Annotated in this window: 15 protein-coding genes and 4 tRNA genes; all 19 read right to left on the reverse strand. The window is 38.5% G+C overall.

Features of this window, described 5'->3' with window-relative positions; all coding sequences use genetic code 11:
• Positions 1–14 precede the first annotated feature (14 nt).
• Positions 15–1,019: a dipeptide ABC transporter ATP-binding protein gene (locus Q0371_RS11755; protein WP_298471286.1), complete on the reverse strand. Its 1,005-nt coding sequence runs from the start codon at positions 1,017–1,019 to the stop codon at positions 15–17.
• Positions 994–2,004 (reverse strand): ABC transporter ATP-binding protein, encoded by a 1,011-nt coding sequence (locus Q0371_RS11760; RefSeq protein WP_298471289.1) that lies wholly within the window; start codon positions 2,002–2,004, stop codon positions 994–996. The genes Q0371_RS11755 and Q0371_RS11760 overlap by 26 nt, the downstream gene beginning before the upstream one ends.
• A gap of 9 nt (positions 2,005–2,013) precedes the next feature.
• Entirely contained in the window at positions 2,014–3,564 is a 1,551-nt protein-coding gene (locus Q0371_RS11765; protein WP_298471292.1) for a glutathione ABC transporter substrate-binding protein, read from the reverse strand.
• 27 nt (positions 3,565–3,591) lie between these two features.
• Positions 3,592–4,488: an ABC transporter permease gene (locus Q0371_RS11770; RefSeq protein ID WP_298471295.1), complete on the reverse strand. Its 897-nt coding sequence runs from the start codon at positions 4,486–4,488 to the stop codon at positions 3,592–3,594.
• A 14-nt stretch (positions 4,489–4,502) separates the two neighbouring features.
• Complete coding sequence (gene nikB / locus Q0371_RS11775; protein WP_298471298.1) at positions 4,503–5,444, reverse strand: nickel ABC transporter permease; 942 nt, start codon at positions 5,442–5,444, stop codon at positions 4,503–4,505.
• A gap of 297 nt (positions 5,445–5,741) precedes the next feature.
• Positions 5,742–6,191 (reverse strand): Lrp/AsnC family transcriptional regulator, encoded by a 450-nt coding sequence (locus tag Q0371_RS11780; protein WP_298471301.1) that lies wholly within the window; start codon positions 6,189–6,191, stop codon positions 5,742–5,744.
• A gap of 185 nt (positions 6,192–6,376) precedes the next feature.
• Entirely contained in the window at positions 6,377–6,889 is a 513-nt protein-coding gene (locus Q0371_RS11785; protein ID WP_169360610.1) for a type 1 glutamine amidotransferase domain-containing protein, read from the reverse strand.
• 157 nt (positions 6,890–7,046) lie between these two features.
• The gene (glmM, locus tag Q0371_RS11790) at positions 7,047–8,399 is read right to left on the reverse strand and encodes a phosphoglucosamine mutase (RefSeq protein WP_298471306.1); all 1,353 of its coding nucleotides are present in this window, start codon (positions 8,397–8,399) and stop codon (positions 7,047–7,049) included.
• 35 nt (positions 8,400–8,434) lie between these two features.
• Complete coding sequence (locus Q0371_RS11795) at positions 8,435–9,718, reverse strand: CdaR family protein (protein ID WP_298471309.1); 1,284 nt, start codon at positions 9,716–9,718, stop codon at positions 8,435–8,437.
• A complete protein-coding gene (cdaA, locus tag Q0371_RS11800; RefSeq protein ID WP_169360613.1) occupies positions 9,711–10,547 on the reverse strand; it encodes a diadenylate cyclase CdaA in 837 nt (278 codons plus the stop codon). Before cdaA ends, Q0371_RS11795 begins: the two co-directional genes overlap by 8 nt.
• 172 nt (positions 10,548–10,719) lie before the next feature.
• A complete protein-coding gene (locus tag Q0371_RS11805) occupies positions 10,720–11,367 on the reverse strand; it encodes a zf-HC2 domain-containing protein (protein ID WP_298471321.1) in 648 nt (215 codons plus the stop codon).
• Positions 11,368–11,381: 14 nt separating this feature from the next.
• The gene (sigW, locus tag Q0371_RS11810; RefSeq protein WP_169360614.1) at positions 11,382–11,954 is read right to left on the reverse strand and encodes an RNA polymerase sigma factor SigW; all 573 of its coding nucleotides are present in this window, start codon (positions 11,952–11,954) and stop codon (positions 11,382–11,384) included.
• A 175-nt stretch (positions 11,955–12,129) separates the two neighbouring features.
• Positions 12,130–13,032: an arginase gene (gene rocF, locus Q0371_RS11815; RefSeq protein WP_298471314.1), complete on the reverse strand. Its 903-nt coding sequence runs from the start codon at positions 13,030–13,032 to the stop codon at positions 12,130–12,132.
• Between the two features lie 70 nt (positions 13,033–13,102).
• Entirely contained in the window at positions 13,103–13,681 is a 579-nt protein-coding gene (locus Q0371_RS11820; protein WP_298471317.1) for a GNAT family protein, read from the reverse strand.
• A gap of 132 nt (positions 13,682–13,813) precedes the next feature.
• Positions 13,814–13,886, reverse strand: a tRNA-Ala gene (locus Q0371_RS11825).
• Between the two features lie 17 nt (positions 13,887–13,903).
• A tRNA-Pro gene (locus Q0371_RS11830) sits at positions 13,904–13,980 on the reverse strand.
• 5 nt (positions 13,981–13,985) lie between these two features.
• Positions 13,986–14,062: transfer RNA gene (locus tag Q0371_RS11835), tRNA-Arg, on the reverse strand.
• Positions 14,063–14,080: 18 nt separating this feature from the next.
• A tRNA-Leu gene (locus Q0371_RS11840) sits at positions 14,081–14,167 on the reverse strand.
• A gap of 205 nt (positions 14,168–14,372) precedes the next feature.
• Positions 14,373–14,741 (reverse strand): HD domain-containing phosphohydrolase (locus tag Q0371_RS11845; protein WP_366518585.1); only part of this gene is annotated, 369 nt, incomplete at its 5' end.

Here is a 14,741-nt window from a genome sequence, read left to right on the forward strand (position 1 = left end):
GATGTAATTCCCCTTTATATAATTTTTGTCCCTGCAAAGTGACAAGCAGCAAAGTGTCCTTCTTCTATTTGTTCCCATGCTGGCTTATCCTTTTTACAAATATCTTGGGCTATCGGGCAGCGCGTATGGAATGGACAACCTGTTGGAGGATTCGCCGGGTTAGGTAGATCTCCTTGAAGTCGAATACGCTTCATATTCCGATTTACCGAAGGGCGTGGAATCGCAGACAACAATGCCTGAGTATAAGGATGCGTCGGATTTTTAAATAAATCCTCCACTGTACCAAGCTCTACCGTATTTCCTAAATACATGACTAGCACTCGATCACAAAAATAACGAACTACCCCCAGGTCATGTGAGATGAACAAATACGAAAGACCGTATTTTTCCTGTAATGTTTTTAATAGCTTAAGAACTTGTGCTTGAACGGAAACGTCTAGAGCAGAAACTGCTTCATCACAGATGACAAAGGATGGATTTAAAGCTATAGCTCTAGCTATTCCAATCCTTTGGCGCTGCCCCCCACTAAATTCATGAGGGTAACGCTCATAATGCTCTTCCTTTAGCCCAACTTCATTTAAGAGTTCCACCACAGCTTTGCGTCGCTCTACTTTGGATAAGTTCGTATGCATCACAAAGACTTCCTCTAATGCGTGCCCAATTCTCTGTCTAGGGTTTAGGGAAGCAAAAGGATCTTGGAAAATCATCTGCATTTCCTTAACGAACTTTAACTTCTCTTTTCTCTTAAGGTTTTGAATTTCCTGCTCCTTAAATATTACTTTTCCATCCGTTAGTTCCTCTAGTCCTAAGATAGCTCTACCTAAAGTGGACTTGCCACAGCCGGATTCTCCAACTACCCCTAGGCTTTCTCCTTCGTAAAGCTTAAGATTTACTTCTTGAACTGCCTGGACATGCCCTTGAACTCTCTTTAAAATTCCACCTTTTATAGGAAAGTACTTTTTAACTCCATTTAATTCAAGGAGGACCTTCTGATCAGTTTTGGGTGACGAGATGACCATTTTTTACTTCCTCCTCTTCCTCTTCATATAACCAGCAACTTACTGTATGTCCACGCTCATCAGTTACCTCTGTTGGAGCAAGTACACTACACTTTGCGGTTGCAAATTTACAGCGAGGATGAAATCTACATCCTTGAATGTCCTCATGCAAGCTTGGAAGAGAGCCGGGAATGGGCTCTAATTCAAATTCAGGATCGTCTACATTTGGCACGGAGTTCAAAAGACCTTGTGTGTACGGGTGTTTTGGATTGTTGAAGATATCCTCCACCATACCCTCTTCAACCTTCTTCCCTGCATACATCACCATCACCTTATCCGCTACCTCCGCTACTACTCCCATATCATGCGTAATAAGCATAATGCCCATATTTAACTTTGTCTTCAACTCATTGATTAGGTCCAAAATTTGAGCCTGGATTGTAACATCTAATGCGGTTGTTGGTTCATCTGCAATGAGTAAACCTGGGTGACATGATAGAGCAATGGCAATCATAACCCGTTGTCTCATCCCACCACTCAGCTCATGAGGATATTGACTCATCCGTTTTTCTGGATAAGGGATTCCTACTTGGTTTAACAGATCGATACCTTGTTTGTGTGCCACTGATTTGGATAGTCCATGATGAAGCATTAAAGGTTCTCTCAACTGGTATCCCACCGTTAATACGGGATTAAGAGCAGTCATCGGCTCTTGAAAAATCATTGATATCTTATTACCACGCATCTTTCTCAATTCTTCATATGAAAGATTTTGTATTTCTTTTCCCTCATACTTTACTTGACCTGCCGCTATTTTACCGTTGCTTGGCAAAAGACCAATGACCGACAAGGATGTAATACTCTTGCCACAGCCAGACTCACCTACAATACACAATGTTTCTCCTTTTGAAACAGAAAAGGAGACATCTCGCACAGCTTGAACATTTCCGTCTGCTGTGCGAAATTCAGTTACTAAATTGTTCACTTCTAATAATGTCTCCCTCATCGAATATACCTACTTTCCAGTTACATTTTTTAATGACCATTTACCAGTAGAATCGAGTTCCAATCCTGTGTATTTGTTATCCAAAGCAGATGTAACAACTCCGTGATACATAACTACCACTGCATTCTCGTCTAGCATTAATTTATTTGCTTGGTTAAGTAACTTCGCACGTTCTTCTTGGTCAACTGTAGTGCGTGACTGCATTACTAAGTCATCAAATGCTGGATTACTATATTGTGCACGATTAGACGCACCTACATTATCACTATGGAAGTTAGGATAAAATAATTCAGAACCGTCTCCAGTAACATTTGACCAGCTTAAGAAAGTTAAGTCATATTCCCCTGCACGAGCTGAATCTAAATAAGTAGCCCATTCCATAGACTCAATTTCAACTTTGAACCCTGCTTCTGTTAATTGAGCTTGCACAATTTCAGCCATTAAAGTTGTATTAGCACGGTTAGCTGTTAACAATTTAAGTGGTTGATCACCATATCCATTTTTCCCTACTAATTCTTTTGCATGCTCTATATCATAAGGAGTTCCTGCCTTATCAGCAGACTCATCATATCCAAATACTTTTGGTCCAATTACACTATCACTTCTTACACCTAAACCGTTCAATTTAGAAACAAATGCATCACGATCTATTGCAGAAGCTACTGCTTCTCGGAATTCAGGGTCTTGGTTTCTTTCTCTTAGATGGTTAAATGCAAAATAATAGACTGGAGATCCGTCAATTTTTTGAATATCAATACTGTCCATCGATTCTAAACGATTGATTTGCTCTGTTGGTAGGTTATCGATAAATTGAACCTCGCCTGTTTGAAGCATCGAAATGGCAGTAGAAATCTCAGGAACTACCTTGAACACAACTTTCTTTAAGTCGGGTGCTCCTCCCCAATATTCCTCGTTCGCTTCTAGTTCCAATTTGTCACCTGGAGTCCAACTAACAAATTTAAATGGTCCTGTACCTACAGGATCTTTCATCAAATCTTGCTTCTGGTCAGCAGTTGGGCTTATGATTGCTGCATTTGAATGAGAAAGTGCTGCTAAGAATGCCCCGTATGGATATTTCGTTGTAATTTTAACAGTGTTTTCATCTTCGACTGTAATTTCTTCCACTGATTCTAAAAGAGATGCACGTGGTGCTCCTGTTGCTGGGTCACGTAATTTGTCAAACGTATATTTAACCGCTTCTGCGTTAAATGGAGTTCCATCATGGAACTGTATACCTTCTCTTAGTTTAAAGATCCATGTATTTTCATCTGGATTCTCATAGGATTCTGCTAATTTAGGTTCAATCTCTAATGTTTCTGAGTTGCGCTGAAAAAGTGTCTCATATACTTGTTCAATTACATTTGCTGAAGGAGAATCATTTGTCATGGTTGGAGACAAGCCGACCGCATCAGTTGTAGTAGCATAGGTAAAGGTATCTCCACTAATATCACTTCCTGAGCCTCCGTTTTCTTTTGGAGCTGATGAGGACCCTCCTCCAGAACAAGCTGCTAGAACGACTGATACAACAAATAATAAAATAAATAACCATTTTTTCTTCATTTTCATATTCCCCCTATTTTCTATTTTTTATTGGATGTCCATATTTGGATCTAATGCATCTCGTAATCCGTCTCCTAATACGTTAAAGGCAAATACAGTTAACATAATTGCTATCCCAGGAATAATTGTTAAATGAGGTGACGTCCACATATAGCTTTGCCCTTGTGCAATCATTGCCCCCCATTCTGGTGTAGGAGGCTGTGCCCCCAATCCTAAGTAACTAAGAGAGGCTGTTGAAAGGATTGCTGTTCCCATTCTCATTGTGGCAAACACGATGATTGGTGCCATAGCGTTAGGAAGAATATGACGAATCATAATCCTTAAATCAGAAGCACCTAATGATTTTAAAGCCATAATATATTCTTTTTGTTTTATAGAAAGTACTGATCCTCTCACTATGCGAGCACAGCTTGGTATGGACCAGATACTAATCGCTATTGCTACGTTAACCAGGCTGGTACCTAATATAGCAATGATTAGCATAGCTAGTAGAATACCCGGGAAGGAAAACAGCAAATCTACTATTCTCATAATGATTCCATCGAGTTTTTTATAATAGCCTCCGAGCAAACCAAGCGTTATTCCACCAAGCAACCCTAGGCTAACAGCTGCAATGCCCACCAACAGAGAAATTCTCGACCCATAAACAATACGAGACCAAACGTCTCTACCATAATTATCTGTCCCCAACCAATGGCCTTCTGAAAAGATAGGGAGTTCACTGGCTACTAGATTTTGTTTTGATGGATCATGTGTGGCTAAGGAGGGAGCAAATACCGCTATGAAGATTAGCCCCAAAATAATAGCAAGACCAATTACTGCTAGTTTATTTTTTAAGAGGCGTTTTATCGTCGTAACGTAAACCTTATCTTTCTTTTTGGTTGCAGTTGGAAGATTATTGTTAATTGAAATAGTGTTCGACATATGATCCCTCCTTCTTAGTCATAGCTTATCCTTGGATCGATGAATGTGTAGACAATATCCACGATGAGATTCACGACTACAAATAACGTGGCTACTAATAAAACGGAAGCTTGCACCATCGGGAAGTCCCTTTGTGCGATAGCGTCTACCATCAACCTTCCAACACCGTTAATCGCAAATACTTTTTCCGTGATAATTGTTCCTCCGAGTAAACCACCAAAGTTAACGCCAATCACAGTAACTACTGGAATCATTGCATTTTTTAGAGTATGTACCCAAATGACTGATCGTTCTTTCACACCTTTTGCTCTGGCCGTTCTTACATAGTCGGCCTTAGCAACCTCGAGCACTGACGATCTCGTCATTCTCGCAATCATTGCTGCTGCACTAGTGCCTAACGTAATTGCAGGAAGGATCATTTGTTTAAAACCCTCTGCTGTGTAAAAGTGTGCTGATAATCCACCTACTGGTAGCCATTGTAGATTTACAGCAAATACCAATATTAACAATGCACCTAACCAAAAGTTTGGTATGGATATCCCGGCAAGTGCAAACGTAGTTGAAGTTACATCAAGCCATGAATTTTGTTTTAATGCTGATATCAATCCCGCCACTACACCTATTATGATGGCGACTATCATACTCGCAATTGCCAGCTTAAAAGTGTTCGGTAGCCGAACAGCTATCGCCTCTGAAACAGATTGTTTAGATTGATAGGAATAGCCAAAGTCTCCTTGAACCGCATTTTTAACATATCGGCCATACTGAACTAAGAAAGGATCATTTAATCCTAAGTTCTCTCTTATTGATTCCAAATCAGACTCGGTCGCTGTCGGTCCACCTACCATTGTGGCAGGATCCCCAGGTGCAATGTACATGGAGGAAAACACTAGAAATGATATACCAAAAAGCAAGAAAAGAAGCTGCATCCCACGCCTTACAATTAAAGAAACCAAAATCCCACCAACCTTTTCTACATTTGTTAATCTTTTTATGACTTTTGATTAACAAATGTTTGAATTTTAATAATTTTGATTATAATACAACAATTAATAAAAATCTATACGAATTTTCAAATAAATTTATTTATTTGATATTTTCTTTACATTTAGACTAAAAAAATAATTTTATATTACTTTTTGAATAAAAAATCTCCTATATTATTACTTTATGTTTTATATTTTTTTTCCATTCAAAGTAAACGCTTTCATTCTTTTTGTCCATGCAAAAAGGCATCCTCATAGGGATGCCTTTTATAACTTTAAGCCACTACGACTTTTAAATCTTCTTAATAAAATATGGCTTTCAACTCTAGTAATACCTTCTAATGCATATAACTCTTCGTTGATGAATTTTTCTAAGCTAAGGAAGTCGTCAACTAACACATGCATATGTAATGTGGAAGGTCCTGTCATTTGGTAGCAACTCGCAACACTTGGATTGTTTGCTAGTTTCTCTGCGACTTCCACCAACGATGAAGGTTCACAATCCACTTCAAAAAAGCCCGATACCCCTTTGCCTACTTTTTCCGAATTAATCACTACAGTAAATCTTTCAATAACTCCTTCTTTCTGTAGTTGATGTACCCGCTCTCTCACAGCAACCCTAGATAAATTTAACTCTTTCCCAATATCTACATATGATAATCGGCCATTAGCTGTTAAGAGTTCTAGGATTCGTTTGTCTATCGCATCTATTCCCATTTTTTCACACCCCTCATTTCTATCATAAATTATTAGCTTTACTTTAGAAAGCAAAAATAACATTATATAGACATAATGTAAAGAATTAAACAATATATTACTATTATCGAAATAAAAAGCAATATATATGTTAACATAAACACAAAAAAAGACACCCTTGCAGGGTGCCCTCATTCATTTTACTTTTAAGCCAACAGTTTAACGATTTCACGGTTGAACGCTGGAATGTCGTCTGGTGTACGACTAGTAACTAATTGTTTTTGACAAACGAAAACTTCTTCGTCATGGAACTTAACGCCTGCATTTTCTAAATCTACTTGAATAGATTTATATCCAGTTGCATCTCGACCATTTAGTGTTTTTGCAGTAATTAAAAGCTGAGGTCCATGACAGATCGCAAATACAGGTTTTTTAGCATCCATAAAGTATTTAGCAAATTGTACGAAACGATCATCTGCTCTTAAAATATCGGGAGAAAATCCACCAGGAATGAATAATGCATCAAATTCTTCTGGCTTCACATCGTCAATACCATAGTCAATCGTTACATTTACTTCACCATTTTTACCGGTTACTTGTTTCCCAGCTTCTTGTTCAATAGCGAATACCTCGTGTCCAGCTTCGTTTAATGCTTGTGCCGGTTTTGCATATTCCGAGTCCTCAAACATGTTTGTGATTAATGTTGCTACTTTAGCCATTTCCTCACTCCTCAATTGTTTGTTCTCTCTTATAATTCCACTATACTAGCTAGATTAAACATTTTTCATGAAAAATAGAAAGAAGAGCTTTTTAAGGTTCCCTTTTTACTATAAAAAACCCTGACCGTATTTCTACGGTCAGGGTTACATTATATCTTTAGTCTACTAATCCCATTTCTGCTTTTACTACTTCAACTATACGATTCACATATTTCTCACAGTCTTCTACGGTAGAAGCCTCTACCATTACGCGAACTAATGGTTCTGTTCCTGAAGGACGAACTAACACACGTCCGTTACCAGCCATTTCTGTCTCCACTTCACTAATGATTGCAGCTACTTTATCATTCTCAGTAACAGCATGCTTATCAGTCACGCGTACATTTACTAGCTTTTGAGGAAAGACTTTCATTTCAGCTGCTAGCTCAGAAAGTTTCTTCCCTGATACCTTCATAATGTTTACAAGCTGTAAGCCGGTTAACAAACCATCACCTGTAGTATTGTAATCTAGGAAGATAATATGACCAGATTGTTCTCCACCTAGGTTGTAGCCATTCTTCTTCATTTCTTCTACAACATAACGATCTCCAACAGAAGTTTTTACACTTGTCATATCATTCGCCTCAAGTGCTTTATAGAAGCCCATGTTACTCATAACAGTAGAAACAACGGTCTTGTTGTTTAATCGTCCTTGGGAATTAAGATACTTTGCACAGATATACATGATTTGGTCGCCATCAACGATGTTCCCTTTTTCATCTACTGCGATAATTCTATCTCCATCACCATCAAATGCTAATCCAACATTTGCTCCCTTTTCAAGAACAAATTTAGCTAAGCCTTCTGGATGTGTAGACCCTACACCATCGTTTATATTCAAGCCGTTAGGCGAAACTCCCATTGTCGAAAGGTCGGCATCTAAGTCAGCAAATACATGAGTACCTAAGGAAGATGTTGCACCATTCGCACAGTCTAAGGCTACATGAATGCCTACGAAGTCTTCATCAATTGATTGCTTAAGATATTGAATGTATTTTTGACCGCCTTCGAAGTAATCGGATACGGATCCGACACCACCACCTGTTGGTCTTGGCAATTCATCCTTCTCTGCATCAAGCAACTGCTCGATTTGTTCTTCTTGCTCATCGGTAAGCTTAAACCCATCTGAACCAAAGAATTTGATACCGTTATCTTCCACGGGGTTATGGGAAGCAGAAATCATTACACCAGCATCTGCGCTCATTACACGTGTAAGATAAGCTACTCCCGGTGTACTAATAACACCTAATCGCATTACTTCCACTCCGACAGATAAAAGACCTGCAACAAGCGCGCCCTCTAGCATATGTCCAGAAATACGTGTATCCCGTCCAATGAGTACCTTTGCTCGCTCTTTAGTATCTTTTGTTAAAATATATCCACCAAAGCGACCTAATTTAAATGCTAATTCCGGTGTTAATTCCTCGTTTGCTACACCTCTTACTCCGTCTGTACCAAAATATTTTCCCATTAATCTTCTCTCCTTAATTACCTGTTATCCTGCTTTTATGCGTCTTTTATCATTAATTTTGCTTCGGATTCAGATGTTTGCCATTCTACGTTAGAAGGACCATCAATTTGAATAGGAAGAATTCTTTCACCAACTTCTATATTTTGTGCATCTACGTAGATAGAAATGTCCCCTGACTGAATATCTTTCAGGGCATCTGGAGTTCCTTTGGCAACAACAGAAATTATTCCATCAGTAGGTGTTTCAAAGCTACTAGCTAGCTGTTCTGGTAATCCTTTTACAGCTATCTTCATTTCTGCAAAGGATTTCTCTGTTATCTCATCAGCTGCAGCTGTGTCCTCATCTTCCTTCTCTGCTTCATCCGTACCAGTGGAAGGGGGTGCTGCGCTTGTAACATCTGCTTTTATATCAATTTTATCTTGAGATAATTTTGTGACTCCCTCAGGCACAACCATTTTAACGCTGATTGTCCCAGTGTCTTCAATTTTACTCACATCCACATCGACATTCAACCTATCAATTTTATCAAGAACTGACCTAGGACCATATACCCGCACCTTTTGAGTCGCTGTTGATAGCGCATTAATAGTTAAACCTTCCTTTGGAGTTCCTTTTTTCGAAATCGAGATAGGTACTTCTTTACTGTATTCTTCAACCGTCACTTTAACATTTACAGTTCTCGGCTCGACAGAGACATCAAGCTTATTAAGATCCAAATCAAGCACTCTAACGCTAGCTTCTTGCTCAAAGGACTTATCTATGCCTTTTTCGCTCGAAATGGTTGCTTTTACATAGCCTATAGATTGTATAACACTTTTTGCTCCTGTTACGTTTACTGTTCGAGGTTCTACAGAAGAAGTCATGACATAATTCTCTGCTAACAGGCTTTCATTCATGTCAAGATCTACCCGGAATTCCTGGGTGATTTTTTCTTCAATTACTACATTCACATATACGGGGTCTGTTCGGACTTTTAATTTTTCTGAGAAATTTTCCTGTGATATAGCAACTCTATGTTCGCCCATGGGAAGTTCTCTTAAGTCTACAAACAGCTTGTAGTCCTTCATAATCTTTGCCGAAGTCACAAAGTTTGCAGGGCCTTGTATATTTACATCTACCGTATCTGGGACTCCAGTGACGACTAAATTTTCATCATCATAATAGACTTCTACTGGAACATCCCTTAATACGTCAATTGCGTTGTTGCTAGAGTTCTGATGATCAGATTCCAAATCCGATTTAACGGAAACAAACAGCAATATGGCAAAGGTAAGTGTAATAATTCGCAAAAGCCACGGATTATTCATCATTTTATCCATTTTGTTTCCCCCTCCATCGCCACTTAGAAGGTGTCACTTGCTCCTCAGTTGGACCAAACCAAAGTCTTGTTAAATGATTTTTAAATTCATCCATTGAAAGATTTCGATGTAGGTCTCCGTTAGAAGTAAGGCTTACTGCTCCTGTTTCCTCTGAAACTACAATTGTAATAGCATCTGTGACCTCACTAAGCCCTATTGCAGCTCTATGCCTTGTTCCAAGCTCTTTCGAGATAAAAGGACTTTCAGAAAGCGGTAAGTAACAGCCAGCAGAAACAATCTTATTTTTTTGAACAATAACCGCCCCATCATGTAGTGGCGTATTTGGAATAAAAATATTAATCATTAACTCAGAAGTTAAGTGGGCATTTAAAGGTATTCCCGTCTCAATATATTCTGTCAATCCAGTCTCTCGTTCGATGGAAATTAAAGCACCAATTCGACGCTTTGCCATATAGCTAACAGACTTGGTCATTGCTTCGATTAGACGAGTCTGCTCTTCTTCCTCTTGTAGAGAACTTCTGGAAAACAATTTCCCCCTACCTATTTGTTCAAGTGCTCTTCTGATCTCAGGTTGGAAAATGATAATAATTGCTAAGAAACCATATGTGATAACTTGATTTAACATCCAGCCAAGTGTATCTAAACCTAGAAAATCAGTTACTACTTTTGCAATAACGATGACAAAGATACCTTTTAATAATTGAACTGCTTTTGTACCTTTAATAAGAGTAATTAATTTATATATAACGAACCATACGAACAAAACGTCTAATATATTGACGATTACGTTCACTGGCATCAAGTCTGTAAATTGTTCCATAAACGACATTGGGCATCCCCCACTTTTTCTCGCGAATCCATATAAAGTAAGTATAACATATTTGAAGTATAGATTTCTCGTTCTAATACTAACGCAAAAAGTCTATCCAGGTTCCTGGATAGACTCCTTTTTTAAAAAGATAGGATAATATATGTGTTTCTCGGGGTATTTATTTTTATTTTTATTCTTCAGTCTTATCGCTTTTAAAGAAAGAGGTAATTTCCTTAGCAGTGTCCTTTATGGTATACCATAGCCAATCGAATGCTTTGTTAATTTCCTCTGTTTTACCTGTAACATTAGCTGTGGAAGCCATATATTTAGAACCGTCAATAACGGACCCATTAATTACTGTTAAATTTCCATCCAACTCTCCATCAACGCGTACATCGCCATTCTTAACTATTAAATCTCCCTTAACGACTTGTCCCTCAGGGATTATAACTGTTTCTCCCTCGACAATAACGTTCTCTTGCTTTGTAAATGAGAATTGTTGATCGTTATTATAATTAGAGAAAAGTGCACTACTCATTAACAACATAAACATAGCTGCTGCCGTAAGAACAGGATGCTGTCTAAACCATCTGCTTACACCAGTATGTGATTTTTCTTTTGGAAGTCTAGACATAACTGATAGAGTAAAATCATTTGGTGCCTCTACATGAGCTGCTCCTTTTACAAAGGCTACTACATCGCTTAACTCATGCATATGATTGCGACACTCTTGGCACGATTGCAAGTGTGACTTGAGCTCCAGCTCGTGTTCACGACTAATTTCACCATCTAGATATTCATGCATATAGTGAACAATTCGTTCTGGACACGCACTCATCATGATTCCTCCTATTAAAGATTCGGTTGTTTACTTAATTGTTTTCTAAGCGCTTCCCGACCTCGATGTATTCTTGTTTTTACTGTGCCTAATGGGAGGTCTAAAATTTCACTTATTTCTTGCAAGGATAGTTCCTCCATGTATTTAAGCACTATAGCAGATCGATACTTATCTGGAAGACGGCTGATCTCATATTGAATTCTATCTTGTAGCTCTAGTTTCATCAACTCTTCCTCTGGAAGTTCATCAGAGGCAGCTATTTGAGAATACATGTCAAGACCTTCCGTACCCTTCACTTCTGCATCTAAATAATAGTCAGGCTTTTTTTTACGTATACGATCAATACATAAATTCGTAGCTATACGGTATAGCCATGTAGAAAATTTTCTTTTCTGATCGAACGTATGAATATTTATATAGGCCCGGACAAATGCCTCTTGAGCTATATCTTCAGCTTCGTGACGATTGCCAAGCATTCTATAGCAAACTTGGAAAAGCCTATTTTGGTAAAGGTCGACAATCTCCGCGAATGCGTCTTTATCTCCTTTTAGTACTTGTTTTATTCTTTTGTTAACTATCGCATCCATCGTCTGATTTCCCCTCCGCTCTATGCGGCTGTCTCTACCTATACGTAAGAAGGATTCAACAGGTTTCATTTTTTTATATTATTTTAATTTTATCAAATATTTCCTGTGTTGTGTTGTTAAAAAAAAAGAAAAAGCTGACAATTAGCCTGCTTTTCCTAAAATACTAATAAAACTATTATATTAAGCTTTCTCCAAATAATGACCCCATAAGTGCGACTGCAGTATCAGCTGTTTTATTTTTCTCATCGAGAATAGGATTTACCTCTACAAATTCAGCAGATGAAATTAAATGAGAGGAATAAAGCATTTCCATAGCTAAATGACTTTCACGATAGCTTATACCTCCTGGTACCGGCGTTCCAACTCCAGGTGTATATAGCGGATCTAATCCATCTAAGTCAAGAGACAAATGCACACCATCCACTTTACGTTCCAGGAAGTAAGTTATCGTTTGATTCATAACCTCGGTCATCCCTAGCTTATCTATTTCATGCATGGAGAAAACTTTAATGCCTTTTTCTCTAATTAGTTCTCTCTCTCCCGGGTCAACAGAACGGGCGCCAATTATAACTATATTCTCAGGTTTAATCTTCGGTGCAAATTCACGTATGTTCACTAAATCCTTGTGACCTAAGCCTATGCTTACGGCTAATGGCATACCGTGAATATTCCCCGATGGAGAAGTTTCAGCAGTGTTTAAGTCAGCATGAGCATCGTACCAGATAACCCCTAGATTTTCATATTGATCAGAAAGACCTGCTAATGTACCGATCGCTATACTATGATCTCCACCTAGGACAAGAGGAAAATCCCCTGCCTCTACGACCGCATGCACTTTATTGGCAAGAGCTGTATTAGCCTCAATCACCTGCTCTAAATTTCTTAAGGTTGTAGAGGACTCTTCTTTTCTAATCTGACTGATTAAAATATCCCCTTCATCCTTCACCGTATGACCAAGGTCAGTTAAGCGTTCCACTACTCCTGCATAACGAATTGCACTTGGTCCCATATCTACCCCACGTCTATTTTGACCAAGATCCATAGGAACCCCTATAATTGTTAGATTTAATTTATTCATTTTTTTATACCCCCTTTAGTTCATACACTTATTGTAATTCCTTAAAGGCAGTTGGCTCAACTCAGCATTTTCATGTATATTTATTCATTAATAACTGAAGATATTTTTTTGTTTCTGCCCATTCTTCATTTACAATCGAATATAAAACCGCGTTTCTGACGGTCCCGTTGGATCTCACACGTTCGTTCCTTAATACGCCTTCCTTGATGCCCCCAATTCTTTCAATAGCTCGCTGTGACGGTAAGTTTAACTCGTCAGTTTTAAACTGTACACGAATCATCCCCAGCGTCTCAAAGCAATGCTGGAGCATCAAGAACTTACAGGTCGTATTTACATGAGTTCTCTGATAAGCTTTCCCGTAAAAAGTAGAGCCAATTTCACAAGCACCGTTAACTTGATCTATCCCGTAAATCCTAGTCGTACCCATTATTTTTTTTGTATCTGTATGTTCCACTACATAAACAATTGCGGTTTGTTGAATTTGCATTTGATCAATGCCTGCCTGCAGCCAATCTCCTAGCTGTTCTTCACTTTCTACCGTATGTAACATATATTCAAATACACTAGGCTCATACAGCTCCCACAGTAACGGTATATCGCTTTTCGTTAATAATCTTAATGTAACGTCCCCAAGGATTAAGCTTTCCATTTCCTCTCACAACCTCTTCTCTTTTTCTATTTATATCGGAATGTCGAAGTTATTTTGTTATATATTTTAAACACAAAAAAACTCTTTTCAATTGAATGAAAAGAGTAAAGTATACACACATTAGAATTAAAATGGAGCCTAGCGGGATCGAACCGCTGACCTCCTGCGTGCAAGGCAGGCGCTCTCCCAGCTGAGCTAAGGCCCCAAAACTATTTTAATAACTGGTCGGGAAGACAGGATTCGAACCTGCGACCCCTTGGTCCCAAACCAAGTGCTCTACCAAGCTGAGCTACTTCCCGTTATATGGCGCGCCCGGCAGGAGTCGAACCCACAACCTTCTGATCCGTAGTCAGACGCTCTATCCAATTGAGCTACGGGCGCTTAGTAAGAGACAATGCTTGGTGCGGCCGAGAGGACTTGAACCTCCACGGGGTTAACCCCCACTAGGCCCTCAACCTAGCGCGTCTGCCATTCCGCCACGACCGCGAAAGCGACTTTGTAAGTATAACACTTACTTGTTACGATGTCAACAATTATTTTTAACTTCCTTGTCGACTTAGTTATTATATCTAGTATCACAAGTAATTGCAAGAGCTATTTTAAAATAAATAAAATACTTCGCCCAATTCTTTGGTTGTCTACTTAAAATAGAAGAAGCTTACCTGATTAAATTAGTAAACTTTTTCTATCATTATAAGATTTCCTCTATATATAACTCCCGATTTATCCCTAAATTAATTATTTGTTCATTATCTACTACCTTAACTAGTGGCCTGGTTTGAGAACTTGGATCAATAAAAACAATTTCAGCAATAGATCCATTGTTCAACTTGACCTTACTTCCAATAGAAAAATTAGCTAATCCTGATAATAGTGTCTTAACAACCGCTAAATCAAATTTACCAAAGTCATCATGTAAAATCATTTCCATTACTTTAAATGGTGACTGTTTTTTCCTATATAACCTTTCCGAAGTCATGGCATGAAAAACGTCTGCAACTGCAATGATTTTTGAAAATACGTGCATGGATTTAGTTTTTATTGTTTGGGGATAGCCAGT

The organism is uncultured Psychrobacillus sp. (genome assembly GCF_938022135.1).
In the GTDB taxonomy this organism is placed as follows: Bacteria; Bacillota; Bacilli; order Bacillales_A; family Planococcaceae; genus Psychrobacillus.

Excerpts from the sequence above, each read along its gene's own strand:
- Q0371_RS11755 (WP_298471286.1), bottom strand. The coding sequence starts at position 1,019 with ATGGTCATCTCGTCACCCAAAACTGATCAGAAGGTCCTCCTTGAATTA.
- Q0371_RS11760 (WP_298471289.1), bottom strand. The coding sequence starts at position 2,004 with ATGAGGGAGACATTATTAGAAGTGAACAATTTAGTAACTGAATTTCGC.
- Q0371_RS11765 (WP_298471292.1), bottom strand. The coding sequence starts at position 3,564 with ATGAAGAAAAAATGGTTATTTATTTTATTATTTGTTGTATCAGTCGTT.
- Q0371_RS11770 (WP_298471295.1), bottom strand. The coding sequence starts at position 4,488 with ATGTCGAACACTATTTCAATTAACAATAATCTTCCAACTGCAACCAAA.
- Q0371_RS11780 (WP_298471301.1), bottom strand. The coding sequence starts at position 6,191 with ATGGGAATAGATGCGATAGACAAACGAATCCTAGAACTCTTAACAGCT.
- Q0371_RS11785 (WP_169360610.1), bottom strand. The coding sequence starts at position 6,889 with ATGGCTAAAGTAGCAACATTAATCACAAACATGTTTGAGGACTCGGAA.
- glmM (WP_298471306.1), bottom strand. The coding sequence starts at position 8,399 with ATGGGAAAATATTTTGGTACAGACGGAGTAAGAGGTGTAGCAAACGAG.
- Q0371_RS11795 (WP_298471309.1), bottom strand. The coding sequence starts at position 9,718 with ATGGATAAAATGATGAATAATCCGTGGCTTTTGCGAATTATTACACTT.
- cdaA (WP_169360613.1), bottom strand. The coding sequence starts at position 10,547 with ATGTCGTTTATGGAACAATTTACAGACTTGATGCCAGTGAACGTAATC.
- Q0371_RS11805 (WP_298471321.1), bottom strand. The coding sequence starts at position 11,367 with ATGAGTGCGTGTCCAGAACGAATTGTTCACTATATGCATGAATATCTA.
- sigW (WP_169360614.1), bottom strand. The coding sequence starts at position 11,954 with ATGGATGCGATAGTTAACAAAAGAATAAAACAAGTACTAAAAGGAGAT.
- rocF (WP_298471314.1), bottom strand. The coding sequence starts at position 13,032 with ATGAATAAATTAAATCTAACAATTATAGGGGTTCCTATGGATCTTGGT.
- Q0371_RS11820 (WP_298471317.1), bottom strand. The coding sequence starts at position 13,681 with ATGGAAAGCTTAATCCTTGGGGACGTTACATTAAGATTATTAACGAAA.